This is a genomic window from Streptomyces sp. NPDC058665 (assembly GCF_042714995.1).
Taxonomy (GTDB): domain Bacteria; phylum Actinomycetota; class Actinomycetes; order Streptomycetales; family Streptomycetaceae; genus Streptomyces.
The window spans coordinates 47268-60870 of the sequence record NZ_JBHXRX010000017.1 but is presented as its reverse complement, the minus strand read 5'-3'; the positions used below and the strand labels follow the sequence as shown (position 1 = coordinate 60870).

Genomic DNA, 13603 nt, shown 5'->3' with positions numbered 1-13603 from the left:
GGCGGGGGGTGCGGACCGACGGTGTCCTCCGGGCGGGGGCGCGGTTTGGACGGTGCGGGGGCGCGTGATTCCCTGGCGGTCATGAGCATCACTGTGACCACGTGGTCCCTGGAGCAGACCTCCCCCGCCGATCTGCGGCCGGCCGCGGAGCCCGATGGCGATGTGCGGATCATCCGGTCGGAGGTCCCCTCGGCGGAGTTCAGCCGGTTCCTCTACACGGCCGTCGGCGGTGACATCCGCTGGACCGACCGGCTGGCCCTGTCGTACGAGGAGTGGCACGAGGCCGTGTCCCGGCCGGGTGTCGAGACCTGGGTGGCCTACGAGAAGGGCACCCCAGCCGGGTACGTGGAGCTGGCGGCGCAGGAGGACGGCACGGTCGAGATCGTGTACTTCGGGCTCCTCCCGGCCTTCCGTGGCCGCCGTATCGGCGGGCATCTGCTGTCGTACGCCGTGGCCCGCGCGTGGGACATGGCGGAGCGCCGGCCGGGGCGTACGCCGACGAAGCGGGTCTGGCTGCACACCTGCTCGAAGGACGGGCAGTACGCCATGGACAACTATCTCCGGCGTGGCTTCACCCTCTTCGACACGAAGGTGGCCGAGGAGCCCGACGTGGCTGCGCCGGGGCCGTGGGCCGGGGCCGAAGCGACGTCCCCGACCGCACCCCACCCCACACCCCATCTCGCATAGCGGGACAGTCTCGTCCACATCATGGATAGTGGTGGACTGGCCTCAGATCCGCGTGCCAGGCTTCCCCCATGTCTACAGCTGGAATCGCCTTGGTGAGTCGGCGGCACGTCGATCTCGGCCGCATGTCCAGCGCCATCTGTCGCGCGAGCTGATCAGCACAGCCCCGCCACGCCCCACCCGCACCCCCCTTCGCTCGAATCCCACTGCGCACCGCTGCGCCCGTAGCCACGTGTGCAGGTCAGAGCCGTCTCCGTAGTCCCGAAGGACGTATGCCGCCATGGCCGCCACCCCTGAGAAACCCGCCGCAGCCACGCCCCGCCGCAAGGTGAGCCGTCACCGCGGCGAGGGCCAGTGGGCCGTGGGGCATTTCACTCCCCTCAACGCCAACGAGCAGGCGAAGAAGGACGACGACGGTCTCAATGTGCGGACACGCATTGAGACGATCTACTCGAAGGCCGGGTTCGACTCGATCGACCCGGCCGACCTGCGGGGGCGTATGCGCTGGTGGGGGCTTTACACCCAGCGCAAGCCCGGGATCGACGGCGGCAAGACCGCGATCCTGGAGCCGGAGGAGCTGGACGACCGGTACTTCATGCTGCGGGTCAGGATCGACGGCGGCCGGCTGACCACCGAGCAGCTGCGCGTCATCGGCCAGATCTCGCACGAGTTCGGCCGGGACACCGCCGACATCACCGACCGGCAGAACATCCAGCTGCACTGGATCCGGATCGAGGACGTCCCCGAGATCTGGCGCCGTCTTGAGGACGTCGGTCTGTCGACCACCGAGGCGTGCGGCGACACGCCCCGCGTGATCCTCGGCTCCCCGGTCGCCGGAGTGGCCGCGAACGAGATCATCGACGGCACCCCGGCCATCGACGAGATCAACGACCGGTTCATCGGCACCAAGGAGTTCTCGAACCTCCCGCGCAAATTCAAGACGGCCGTCTCAGGATCGCCGCTGCTCGATGTCGCGCACGAGATCAACGACATCGCCTTCGTCGGTGTCGAGCACCCTGAGCACGGCCCCGGCTTCGACTTGTGGGTCGGCGGCGGGCTTTCGACCAACCCCAAGATCGGGCAGCGGCTCGGCGCCTGGGTCCCGCTGGACGAGGTCGCCGACGTATGGGCCGGCGTCATCGGGATCTTCCGCGACTACGGCTACCGCCGGCTGCGTACCCGCGCCCGGCTGAAGTTCCTCCTCGCCGACTGGGGCACCGAGAAGTTCCGGCGGATCCTTGAGGACGAGTATCTGAAGCGCGCGCTCGTCGACGGCCCCGCCCCCGAGCGGCCCGTCGAGGAATGGCGCGACCACGTCGGTGTGCACCGCCAGAAGGACGGCCGCTTCTACGTCGGCTTCGCGCCGCGCGTCGGCCGGGTGGACGGCCCGACCCTGAAGAAGATCGCCGACCTCGCCGAGGAGCACGGCTCCGGCCGCGTACGGACCACCGTCGAGCAGAAGATGATCGTCCTCGATGTCGCCGAGGAGCGGGTCGACTCGCTCGTCGCGGGCCTGGAATCGCTTGACCTGCGGGTCAAGCCTTCGCCCTTCCGGCGCGGCACGATGGCCTGCACCGGCATCGAGTTCTGCAAGCTGGCGATCGTCGAGACCAAGGCGCGCGGCGCCTCGCTGATCGACGAACTGGAAGCCCGTATCCCCGACTTCGACCAGCCGATCACCATCAACGTCAACGGCTGCCCCAACGCCTGCGCGCGGATCCAGGTCGCGGACATCGGCCTCAAGGGCCAGCTCATGCTGGACCGGGACGGCAATCAGGTCGAGGGCTACCAGGTGCACCTGGGCGGCGCGCTCGGTCTCGACCCCTCCTTCGGCCGCAAGGTCCGCGGTCTGAAGGTCACCGCCGCCGAACTCCCCGACTACGTCGAGCGGGTGCTGACGCGCTTCCAGAAGGAGCGCGAGAGCGACGAGCGTTTCGCCACCTGGGCGGCCCGCGCCTCCGAGGAGGCGCTGTCGTGAGCGAGCGCGCCGCCCCGTTCTACTGCCCCTACTGCGGCGACGAGGACCTGCGCCCGAACGAACAGGGCCACGGCGCCTGGGAATGCGGGGCCTGCAACCGGGCTTTCCAACTGAAGTTCCTCGGGCTGCTGACCCGTGGGCTGACGACGGACGACGGAGGGGAACGGATATGAGGACTCTTGACGAGACCGACGACCGGAAGGCCGCCGATCTCCAGGCACTCGCCGAACGCGCGGGCCGCGAACTCGAAGACGCCTCCGCCCTGGAGATCCTGACCTGGGCCACCACCACCTTCGGCGCCCGCTTCTGCGTCACCTCCTCCATGGAGGACGCCGTGGTCGCCCATCTCGCCTCGCGCGCCCTGCCCGGCGTCGACGTGGTCTTCCTCGACACCGGCTACCACTTCCCCGAGACGATCGGCACCCGCGACGCCGTCGCCGCCGTGATGGACGTCAACGTCATCACGCTCACCCCGCGCCGTACGGTGGCCGAACAGGACGCCGAGCACGGCCCGAAGCTGCACGACCGCGACCCCGACCTGTGCTGCGCCCTGCGCAAGGTCAAGCCCCTCGAAGAGGGCCTGACGGCGTACGACGCCTGGGCGACGGGGCTGCGCCGCGACGAGTCGCCGACCCGCGCGAACACCCCGGTCGTCGGCTGGGACGCCAGGCGCGGCAAGGTCAAGGTCTCGCCGATCGCCCGCTGGACGCAGGAGGACGTGGAGGCGTACGTCGCCGAGCACGGCGTCCTCACCAACCCCCTGCTCCAGGACGGTTACGCCTCCGTGGGCTGCGAGCCCTGCACCCGCCGGGTGCTGGCGGGCGAGGACGCCCGCGCCGGCCGCTGGGCGGGCAACTCCAAGACCGAATGCGGGCTGCACTGATGGGCCGCACCGAACAGGGCGCCACGATCTGGCTCACCGGGCTGCCCAGCGCGGGCAAGACCACCATCGCCGTCGAACTGGCGGGCCGGCTGCGCTCGGAGGGCCACCGGGTGGAGGTCCTGGACGGCGACGAGATCCGCGAGTTCCTCTCCGCCGGGCTCGGGTTCAGCCGCGAGGACCGGCACACCAACGTGCAGCGAATCGGCTTCGTCGCCGAACTGCTGGCGTCGAACGGCGTCAAGGCGCTGGTGCCGGTGATCGCGCCGTACACCGACAGCCGCGAGGCCGTCCGCAAGCGTCACCAGGGCGAGGGGACCGCGTATCTGGAGGTGCATGTCGCGACTCCGGTCGAGGTGTGCTCCGTCAGGGACGTGAAGGGGCTGTACGCGAAGCAGGCGGCCGGCGAGATCAGCGGTCTCACCGGCGTCGACGACCCCTACGAGGCGCCCGAGGAGCCCGATCTGCGGATCGAGTCGCACACGCAGTCCGTGCAGGAGTCCGCGGCGGCGCTCCACGCGCTGCTCACCGAGAGGGGTCTGGCCTGATGGCGACCAGCGTGGCATCCGTCACCGACGGGACCGGGGGCGGCGAGGGTGAGGGCACCGGCGGCAGCGAGGCGCCGTACGCCCTGAGCCATCTGGACGCCCTGGAGTCGGAGGGTGTGCACATCTTCCGTGAGGTGGCGGGCGAGTTCGAGCGGCCGGTGATCCTCTTCTCCGGCGGCAAGGACTCCATCGTCATGCTGCATCTGGCGCTGAAGGCGTTCGCGCCCGCGCCGGTGCCCTTCACGCTGCTGCACGTCGACACGGGGCACAACTTCCCAGAGGTGCTGGCCTATCGCGACCGTACGGTGGCCGAGCACGGGCTGCGGCTCCATGTGGCGTCCGTGCAGGAGTACATCGACGCCGGCACGCTGCGCGAGCGCCCCGACGGCACCCGCAACCCGCTCCAGACGCTTCCGCTGACGGAGAAGATCCAGGCCGAGCGGTTCGACGCGGTCTTCGGCGGTGGCCGCCGCGACGAGGAGAAGGCGCGCGCGAAGGAGCGGGTGTTCTCGCTGCGCGACGAGTTCTCGCAGTGGGACCCGCGCCGGCAGCGCCCCGAGCTGTGGCAGCTCTACAACGGACGGCACGCGCCGGGCGAGCACGTCCGGGTCTTCCCGCTCTCCAACTGGACCGAGCTGGACGTGTGGCAGTACATCGCGCGCGAGGAGATCGAGCTGCCCGAGATCTACTTCGCGCACGAGCGTGAGGTCTTCAACCGGCACGGCATGTGGCTGACCGCCGGCGACTGGGGCGGCCCCAAGGACGGCGAGCCGACCGAGAAGCGCCTGGTGCGCTACCGCACCGTCGGCGACATGTCCTGCACGGGCGCCGTCGACTCCGAGGCCACCACACTGGACGCGGTCATCACGGAGATCACCGCGTCCCGCCTCACCGAGCGCGGCGCCTCCCGCGCCGACGACAAGATGTCCGAGGCCGCCATGGAAGACCGCAAGCGCGAAGGGTACTTCTAATCATGACGACCACCGGGCAGAGCAGCACCGAGCAGCGGGCCGAGCAGTTGTCGGCCACCACCCTGCTGCGCTTCGCCACCGCCGGATCCGTGGACGACGGCAAGTCCACGCTGGTGGGGCGGCTCCTGCACGACTCGAAGTCCGTGCTCACCGACCAGTTGGAGGCCGTGGAGCGCGCCTCGCTGGGCCGTGGTCAGGACACGCCCGACCTGGCGCTGCTGACAGACGGGCTGCGCGCCGAGCGGGAGCAGGGCATCACCATCGATGTCGCCTACCGCTACTTCGCCACGCCCCGGCGCCGGTTCATCCTCGCCGACACCCCCGGGCATGTGCAGTACACCCGGAACATGGTCACCGGCGCCTCCACCGCGGAGCTGGCCGTCGTGCTGGTCGACGCGCGCAACGGGGTCGTCGAGCAGACCCGCCGGCACGCGGCGGTCGCGGCCCTGCTGCGGGTCCCGCACGTGGTGCTGGCCGTCAACAAGATGGACCTCGTGGAGTACGCGGAGCCCGTGTTCGCCGCGATCGCCGAGGAGTTCACCGGGTACGCCGCAACGCTCGGCGTACCCGAGGTCACCGCGATCCCGATCTCCGCGCTGGCCGGGGACAATGTGGTGGAGCCGTCGGCGAACATGGACTGGTACGGCGGGCCGACCGTCCTGGAGCATCTGGAGACCGTCGCCGTCAGCCACGACCTGGCCGGCTGCCCGGCCCGTTTCCCCGTCCAGTACGTGATCCGGCCGCAGAGCGCGGAGCACCCCGACTACCGCGGCTACGCGGGCCAGATCGCCTCCGGTGTGCTGCGTGTCGGCGAGGCGGTGACCGTACTGCCCTCGGGCCGTACGAGCACGATCGAGGGCATCGACGCGCTCGGCGCGAGCGTCGACATCGCGTGGGCGCCGCAGTCGGTGACGATCCGGCTCAGCGACGACGTGGACGTCTCGCGCGGCGATCTGATCGCGCCCAGCTCCGGCGTCCCCGCCACCACGCGCGACGTCGAGGCGACCGTCTGCCACGTCGCCGACCGGCCGCTGACCGTGGGCCAGCGGGTGCTGCTGAAGCACACGACCCGCACGGTGAAGGCGATCGTGAAGGACATCCCGTCCCGGCTCACGCTGGACGACCTGTCCCAGCACCCCGCCCCGGGTCAGCTCGTCGCCAACGACATCGGCCGGGTGGTGATCCGTACGGCCGAGCCGCTCGCGCTCGACGCGTACCGCGACTCGCGCCGTACCGGCTCGTTCCTGCTGATCGACCCGGCCGACGGCACCACGCTGACGGCCGGCATGGCGGGCGAGTCGTTCGCCGCCGAGCCGCCGTCCGCCCCGGCGGCGGACGCCGCGGCCGACGACCAGGGCTGGGACTTCTGATGGCCACGAGTACGGCGGATGTGCTGGACATGTTCGCGACCTTCGCGAAGGAGGGCGGCCGGGTGGGCAGCGGCGCGCTCGGCGCGGGAACCGGCGGGGTGGCGCGATGTGCGTGCTGACGTACGCGCACCGCACGCGCGCCCAGCGAACCCCCGGCACCCCGGTGCCGAACCCGCCGTACCCGTCGTATCCGTTCCGCCGAAGACCCGCCGACCGCCCGGCCACGCAGCCTCGCCACCGAGGGACGTGAGCACGGGCCGACGAGAGGAAACCCTCCCGTGCCAGCCACCCGTACCGCCCCGTTCCGCCGACGCGCACTCGCCGCTGTCGCGGCCCTGCCCCTGCTCGCCGTGGCGCTCGGCGCCTGCGGCTACGGTTCCGAGAACGATACGAAGGACGAGAAGGTCGCCCCCGCCGCCGAGGGCGAGAAGGTCGGCGGTCTCGGCGAGGTGAAGATCGGCTACTTCGCCAACATCACGCACGCCACCGCGCTGGTCGGCCTCCAGGAGGGCCTGATCCAGAAGGAGTTGGGCGGCACCAAGATCAAGCCGCAGGTCTTCAACGCGGGGCCCTCGGAGATCGAGGCGCTCAACGCGGGCGCGATCGACATCGGCTGGATCGGCCCCTCCCCCTCGATCAACGGCTTCACCAAGTCGAAGGGCCAGAATCTGCGGATCATCTCGGGCTCGGCCTCCGGCGGTGTCTCGCTCGTCGTGAACCCGAAGAAGATCAAGTCCCTGGACGACCTCAAGGGCAAGCGCATCGCGACGCCGCAGCTCGGCAACACGCAGGACGTGGCGCTGCTCAACTACCTGTCGGAAAAGGGCCTGAAGGTCGACACCAACACGGGCAAGGGCGACGTCACCGTCATCCGCCAGGACAACAAGCAGATACCGGCGTCCTTCGAGTCCGGTTCGCTGGACGGCGCGTGGGTGCCCGAGCCGACCGCCTCGAAGCTGGTCGCGGGCGGCGGTTCGGTACTGCTGGACGAGAAGAAGCTGTGGAAGGACGGCAAGTTCGTCATCACGAACGTGATCGTCTCCCAGAAGTTCCTCAAGGAGCACCCGGACGTCGTCGAGGCGGTGCTGCGCGGCTCGGTGAAGACGAACGCCTGGATCAACGAGAACCCGGACAAGGCCAAGACCGCGGCCAACGCCAAGCTCAAGGCGGACTCCGGGGCGGCGCTGCCGCCCGAGGTGCTCGACCCCGCGTGGGAGAACGTCGACATCACTGACGACCCGCTGGCCTCGACGCTCGGTCTGTCGTCCGAGCACGCGGTGAAGGCGGGGCTGCTCGAAGACCCGCTGCTCGACGGCATCTACGACCTGTCGCTGCTCAACAAGGTGCTGAAGGCGGACGGCAAGCCCGAGATCGACGACGCCGGTCTCGGCGTGAAGTAGCCGGCACCCACCCGACCCGCCGCAACCGGACCGCCCCAGGACCCAGGAGGTGTGACTCATGACCACCACACTCGTCAAGCAGGCCACAACGGTCGGCACCGAGCCGTACGCCACCCGTCTCGACCATGTGTCCAAGTCGTTCGGCCGGCCCGGCAGCGCGCAACTCGTGCTGGACGACGTCAGCCTCGACGTGGCACCCGGTGAGTTCGTGACCCTGCTCGGGGCGTCCGGCTGCGGGAAGTCGACCCTGCTCAATCTGGTCGCCGGGCTCGACCTGCCGTCGGCGGGGGCGATCGATGTCCCCGGCGGCAGGCCGGCCCTGATGTTCCAGGAGCACGCGCTGTTCCCGTGGCTCACCGCGGGCAAGAACATCGAACTCGCCCTGAAGATGCGGGGCATGCCCAAGGCCGAGCGGCGCGGCGAGGCCGAGCGGCTGCTCGAACTCGTACGGCTCAAGGGCTCGTACGGCAAGCGGGTGCACGAGCTGTCCGGCGGTATGCGCCAGCGGGTCGCGCTGGCCCGCGCGCTGGCGCAGGACAGCCAACTGTTGCTGATGGACGAGCCGTTCGCGGCGCTCGACGCCATCACGCGCGATGTGCTGCACGAGGAGCTGACCCGGATCTGGGCCGAGACGAACGTGTCGGTCCTCTTCGTCACACACAACGTCCGCGAGGCCGTCAGGCTCGCGGAGCGGGTGGTGTTGATGTCGTCACGGCCGGGGCGGATCGCGCGGGAGTGGCGCATCGGCATCCCGCAGCCGCGCCGGATCGAGGACGCCGCGGTGGCCGACCTGTCCGTGGAGATCACCGAAGAGCTGCGTGGGGAGATTCGCCGACATGGCCAGCACTGAGGCCGACGTGGCCGGCACCAAGGTGTCGAAGGAGGACCATCTGGCGGGCCTGGAGGCCGGCCTGGACGCGCTGGACACCAGGACCGCCGAACGGGTGCCGCTGCGCACCGTGCTGCTCTCGAAGCTCGTTCCGCCGCTGGTGGCGGTCGTCCTGGTGATCACGGTCTGGCAGGTCGCCGCCGTCTCCGGGATCAAGCCCGACTACGTCCTGCCTGGGCCGCTCGACGTCTGGCACTCCATCGAGCGGATGTGGCTCGAAGGCACCCTGATCGGCTACATCTGGACCAGTGTGTCCCGGGGCGCGCTGGGCTTCGTGATCTCCGTCGCCATCGGTACACCGCTCGGGCTGCTGGTCGCGCGGGTGAAGGTGGTACGGGCCGCGATCGGACCCATCCTGTCCGGGCTCCAGTCGCTGCCGTCGGTGGCCTGGGTGCCCGCCGCGATCATCTGGTTCGGCCTGACGGACGCCACGATCTACGCGGTGGTGCTGCTGGGCGCCGTACCGTCCATCGCCAACGGCCTGGTCGCGGGTGTCGACCAGATCCCGCCCCTGTATCTGCGGGCGGGCCGCACCATCGGCGCCACCGGCGTCAACGGCATCCGGCACGTCCTGCTGCCCGCCGCGCTGCCCGGCTATCTGGCAGGCTTGAAGCAGGGCTGGGCGTTCTCCTGGCGCTCACTGATGGCCGCCGAGCTGATCGCGAGCTCGCCGGACCTCGGTACGGGACTCGGCCAGCTCATGGAGAACTTCCGCACCTACAGCGACATGTCCGGTGTGCTGGCCACGATCATCCTCATCCTGATCGTCGGCATCGGCATCGACCTGCTGTTCTTCTCTCCCCTGGAGCGCCGCGTCCTGCGCAGCCGCGGTCTCCTGGTCAGGAGCTGATCCTCGTGACCCGCATGACCCGTACGGCCCGTACGGCGGCTCGCCCGGTGCTGGTCGTCGTCGCGCACGGCAGCCGCGATCCGCGGCACGCCGCGACCGTGCGCGCACTCCTTCGCCGGGTGCGGGCGCTGCGTCCGGGGCTGCGGGTCGAGGCGGGGTTCCTGGACTTCAACACCCCCGCGGTGCCACGCGTGCTGGAGAGGCTGGAGGCGGAGGGCGTACGGGACGTGGTCGCCCTACCGCTGCTGCTGACGCGCGCCTTCCATGCCAAGTCCGACATCCCGGCCGTCCTGCACGAGGCACGGGCGCGGCTGCCCAGGCTCATCGTGCGGCAGGCCGATGTTCTCGGCCCCTCCGCACTGCTGACCGAGGCGCTGGAGCGGCGGCTGTACGAGGCCGGGCTCGGGCCCGGCGACAAGGGCTCGACCGGGGTCGTCCTGGCATCGGCGGGCTCCAGCGACCCGGAGGCGATCGCGGTGATCGCTCATGTCGCGCGGGAGTGGCGGCGCACCGGCTGGTGTGCCGTGCGGCCCGCGTTCGCCTCCGCCTCCCTGCCCCGCACGGAGGACGCGGTGCGCGAGCTGCGGGCGGCGGGGGTACGGCGGGTGGCCGTGGCCCCGTACGTGATCGCGCCGGGCCGCCTGCCCGACCGTATCGCGCGGGGCGCGCGCGAGTCGGGGGCGGACGTACTGGCCGATGTGCTGGGCCCGGCACCGGAGTTGGCGCGGCTGATCGTACGGCGCTACGAGGCGGCGATGGCCGCCAGGGAAGTCGCCGTACTCACCGCCTGAAAGGGGCCTGAGGGGCGTCAGACCGTCCAGAGCGGGTTACGGCCGCTTGCCGCGAGTGCCCGGTCGAAGGTCCCCGTCGTCCCGGGGACGGGTACGGGGTCGCCGAAGCCGTCGTACTGCCGGTACATCTCGGCGTACTCGTCGACAACGCCGAGTACGAACGCCGCCGTCTCCTCCGAGAGCCGGAACTCCTGCCCCGTGGCCCGTGCCAACTCCCAGCCGTGCAGGGCCATTTCCAGGGTCATGAGAGTGGCGACGGTGGTCGCCGGGGTGGCGCCGGCGCCCTCGCCGATCGCGCCCTCCCAGACAGCGGGCGGGGCCCACGCATCGACGGCGCGGTCCAGCGCGACCCGGTACCGCTCGGGCCAGTCCGCGTCCACGGTGAAGTCGCGCGTGGTGAGCGCCTCGGGCATCTCGGTACGCAGGGCGCGGTGCTCAAGTCCGTGCGAGGTGTAGAGCACCAGGTGGTTGACCAGGGCCCGGACGTCCCACTCCGCGCTGGGTGTGGGCGCCGCGAGCCGGTCGGCGGGTACGGCGCCGGCGATGCGGGCGGCCTCGGCGGCGCATTCCCGCATCGCGGGGTGGACGGTGCTGATGGCGTTCTTCGTGTCGCTGTTCATGCCGCTCACCGTAGGGAGGGCGGCGGGCACCGGTCTTGAAGAAAGGCGACAGGACAGGTGCTGGAAGGCGGGCGCACCACGCGCCGGTTCATACCCCCGCGTCGATGATCCTCAGCAGTTCGGCGATCGGCAGGGACCCCGCCGGCCGGTGCTCGCGGGCGAAGGTGTTGGCGACCCGCTGAAGGGCCTCGTTGACGGGCGTCGGCACCCCGTGCAGCCGCCCCAGCAGGGCGATCTCACCGTTGAGGTAGTCCGACTCGATCGTGCCGGTGCCCCGGCTGAGACTCTGCCAGGACGACCCGCCGCCGCCCTCCGGGACGGCGTAGGGGTCGAAGCTCATCAGGGCGCGGGCCTCGTCCTGCTCCGCCGTGCTCACGGCGTCCACACCGGCGGCGGCGAGCACCGCGCGACCCTCCGCCAGGGTACGGGCGGCGAGGTCACGGGCCTCGTCGCCGAGGAGACGGCCGGAGACCGCCTCCACCGCGTTGGCGAGGTTGGCGATCAGCTTCCCGTACTTCCAGCGCATCGGGTCCGGCACGACCGGGGCCAGCATCCGGGACTTCTCCAGGTCGGCGGCGATCCGGGTGACGGTCTCGTCGGTGCCCGAGGGGTAGCGCCCGATGTGCAGGGCGCCGGTGTACGGGGTGCCTGCGGCGGAGACCACACCCGGCTCGACATGGGTGGCGGGCAGCCAGACGCACATGGCGTACACGTGCCGGAAGCGGCGCAGGGCGAGCCGTTCGCTCTCCACCCCGTTCTGGGCGCAGACCAGCGGAAGCCGCTCGCCGGCGGTCCCGCCGCCGTCGACCGGCCGCACGGACCAGGCGTCCAGCGCTGCGACACTGTCCTGTGTCTTCACCGAGAGCAACAGGGCGTCGTCCGCGCGCAGTTCGAGCTCGTCGGGCCGCTCGATCACGGGCGGCCGGTGCACGCGGGTGCCGTCGGGCGTGGTGAGGCGCAGACCGTGGTCGCGCAGCGCCTCGTGGTGCGCGCCGCGCGCCACGAGTACGACGTCGTGCCCGGACTCGGTGAGCCGGCCGCCGATGCTGCCGCCGACGGCGCCCGCCCCGATGATGATGTAGCGCATCCCCGACTCCGTTCCGTTCGACCACGCGTCCGATTCCTGCCGAGCATAGATCCGGCGCGGGGCGGTGCGGAGAGCCGGGTCGGGTCGGGTCGGTGGCCTCGTACGGGAAAGGGCTGACCGGGGCGGGGGTGCGCGTCTAGGCTGCCGCCATGGCTGTCATGTCGCGCCTTTCGCCGCGCCGCTGTTGTTGTCGCTGACGCCTGTTTCTCTCCCGCTCTCCCCCTTTCCTGGACCCTTCCGTCCTCCCCTCCTTCGAGGAGTCATGTGATGAGCCCTGCTCGTCGTTCCGTACTGAAGCTGCTCGCCGCCGCGCCCGTCGCCCCGGTGGCCGCGCAGATCGCCACCGCCGCGCCCGCCACGGCCGCCCCGGCTGTTCCGAGCGCCGGGCCGACCGTGCCCGGCATCGTCAAGCCGCTCCCGCCCGAGCTGTTCACCGTTCGCGGCACCAACGCCGAGGCCAACTTCGCCGCCCTGCGCGACACCGGCCTCCACACACCCGTGGACCGCTTCTTCGTCCGGAACCACACGGCGACCCCCGTGCTGGACAAGGACTCCTGGAGCCTGACGGTCCGGGGCAGCGGTCTGCGCGGCGGCCCGGTCCGGTTCACGTACGACCAGCTGCGCCGGCTCCCCTCCGTCACCCGCGACGTGGCCGTCGAGTGCGCGGGCAACGGCCGCAGCTTCTACACCTCCCAGCAGGGCGACACCGCCACCGGTACCGCCTGGACGCTCGGGGCGATCGGGGTCGCCCGCTGGCGCGGCGCACGGCTCTCCGACGTGCTGCGCCGGGCCGGGATCGGCGCGCACGCGGTCGACGTGATGCCCATCGGACTCGACGCCGACTACGTCACCGAGGGCGTGAACCTGGGCCGGGTACGGCGCCCGCTGCCGGTGGCGAAGGCGCTGGACGACGTGATCCTCGCGTACGAGATGAACGGCGAGCCGCTGCCGTACGACCACGGGTATCCGGTCCGGGTCGTCGTGCCGTCCTGGGTGGGGATCGCCTCCATCAAGTGGGTCGGCGACATCGAGGTGAGCGCCGAGCCGCTGAACTCGCCCTGGAACACCGACTTCTACCGGCTCTTCGGTCCGTCCTACCCGCCCGGGGGCAGCGCCCCGCTGACCCGGCAGACCATCAAGTCCGGCATCGAGATCGCGCCGGACACGGTCCTGGCCGCCGGGCGCACCCATCTGCTGACCGGCCGCGCGTGGTCGGGCCACGCGCCGGTGCGTCAGGTCGAGTTCAGTACCGACGGCGGAACCCGCTGGCAGCGGGCACAGCTCCGGGACACCCCGCGGCGTAACAACTGGGTACGCTGGTCCGCCTCTTGGCGCCCGCACGCCACGGGGCCCACGCATCTGCTGGCGCGCGCCACCGACTTGGCCGAGAACTCCCAGCCCGAGCGCTCGGTGCCGAACACACAGGGCTATCTCTTCGACGCCGTGGTCAGGGTCCCCGTCACCGTGAACTGACGTACCGCTTCGTCCTGTTCCGTAACCCCTTCTGTGTCAGGCGTATAGCGGGGGTACGAAGC

At 71.0% G+C, this 13603-nt stretch carries 15 protein-coding genes; 13 read left to right on the top strand and 2 right to left on the bottom strand.

Annotation, left to right across the window (positions count from 1 at the left end):
• Positions 1-81: 81 nt before the first annotated feature.
• The 12 genes from ACFWV8_RS13515 (at position 82) to ACFWV8_RS13460 (ending at position 10361) form a co-directional block, all read left to right on the top strand.
• Positions 82-687, top strand: a complete 606-nt coding sequence (locus ACFWV8_RS13515; protein WP_384200622.1) for a GNAT family N-acetyltransferase — start codon at positions 82-84, stop codon at positions 685-687.
• 68 nt (positions 688-755) lie between these two features.
• Positions 756-839, top strand: a complete 84-nt coding sequence (locus ACFWV8_RS13510) for a putative leader peptide (protein WP_356584885.1) — start codon at positions 756-758, stop codon at positions 837-839.
• Positions 840-964: 125 nt separating this feature from the next.
• Positions 965-2662, top strand: a complete 1698-nt coding sequence (locus ACFWV8_RS13505; RefSeq protein ID WP_384200620.1) for a nitrite/sulfite reductase — start codon at positions 965-967, stop codon at positions 2660-2662.
• Entirely contained in the window at positions 2659-2835 is a 177-nt protein-coding gene (locus ACFWV8_RS13500; RefSeq protein ID WP_189106622.1) for a hypothetical protein, read from the top strand. The genes ACFWV8_RS13505 and ACFWV8_RS13500 overlap by 4 nt, the downstream gene beginning before the upstream one ends.
• Positions 2832-3545: a phosphoadenylyl-sulfate reductase gene (locus ACFWV8_RS13495; protein WP_384200618.1), complete on the top strand. Its 714-nt coding sequence runs from the start codon at positions 2832-2834 to the stop codon at positions 3543-3545. Before ACFWV8_RS13500 ends, ACFWV8_RS13495 begins: the two co-directional genes overlap by 4 nt.
• Positions 3545-4090 (top strand): adenylyl-sulfate kinase, encoded by a 546-nt coding sequence (gene cysC / locus ACFWV8_RS13490; protein ID WP_329392206.1) that lies wholly within the window; start codon positions 3545-3547, stop codon positions 4088-4090. The genes ACFWV8_RS13495 and cysC overlap by 1 nt, the downstream gene beginning before the upstream one ends.
• On the top strand, positions 4090-5061 hold the full coding sequence (gene cysD / locus ACFWV8_RS13485; protein ID WP_384200616.1) for a sulfate adenylyltransferase subunit CysD: 972 nt from the start codon (positions 4090-4092) through the stop codon (positions 5059-5061). The genes cysC and cysD overlap by 1 nt, the downstream gene beginning before the upstream one ends.
• A 2-nt stretch (positions 5062-5063) precedes the next feature.
• Entirely contained in the window at positions 5064-6431 is a 1368-nt protein-coding gene (locus ACFWV8_RS13480) for a sulfate adenylyltransferase subunit 1 (protein WP_384200614.1), read from the top strand.
• Between the two features lie 278 nt (positions 6432-6709).
• A complete protein-coding gene (locus ACFWV8_RS13475) occupies positions 6710-7831 on the top strand; it encodes an aliphatic sulfonate ABC transporter substrate-binding protein (RefSeq protein ID WP_384200612.1) in 1122 nt (373 codons plus the stop codon).
• Positions 7832-7889: 58 nt separating this feature from the next.
• Positions 7890-8681 carry an ABC transporter ATP-binding protein gene (locus ACFWV8_RS13470; protein WP_329379740.1) on the top strand — a complete coding sequence of 264 codons (792 nt, stop codon included), beginning with the start codon at positions 7890-7892 and terminating at the stop codon, positions 8679-8681.
• Positions 8668-9570 (top strand): ABC transporter permease, encoded by a 903-nt coding sequence (locus ACFWV8_RS13465; protein WP_384200610.1) that lies wholly within the window; start codon positions 8668-8670, stop codon positions 9568-9570. The genes ACFWV8_RS13470 and ACFWV8_RS13465 overlap by 14 nt, the downstream gene beginning before the upstream one ends.
• A 14-nt stretch (positions 9571-9584) precedes the next feature.
• Positions 9585-10361: a sirohydrochlorin chelatase gene (locus ACFWV8_RS13460; RefSeq protein ID WP_384200751.1), complete on the top strand. Its 777-nt coding sequence runs from the start codon at positions 9585-9587 to the stop codon at positions 10359-10361.
• A gap of 17 nt (positions 10362-10378) precedes the next feature.
• Here ACFWV8_RS13460 and ACFWV8_RS13455 read toward each other — a convergent pair whose 3' ends face one another.
• Entirely contained in the window at positions 10379-10981 is a 603-nt protein-coding gene (locus ACFWV8_RS13455) for a TIGR03086 family metal-binding protein (RefSeq protein WP_384200608.1), read from the bottom strand.
• Between the two features lie 88 nt (positions 10982-11069).
• Positions 11070-12068 (bottom strand): ketopantoate reductase family protein, encoded by a 999-nt coding sequence (locus ACFWV8_RS13450; protein WP_384200606.1) that lies wholly within the window; start codon positions 12066-12068, stop codon positions 11070-11072.
• 267 nt (positions 12069-12335) lie between these two features.
• Here ACFWV8_RS13450 and ACFWV8_RS13445 point away from each other — a divergent pair, with 267 nt between their 5' ends.
• Complete coding sequence (locus tag ACFWV8_RS13445) at positions 12336-13541, top strand: sulfite oxidase (protein ID WP_384200604.1); 1206 nt, start codon at positions 12336-12338, stop codon at positions 13539-13541.
• Positions 13542-13603: the final 62 nt, after the last annotated feature.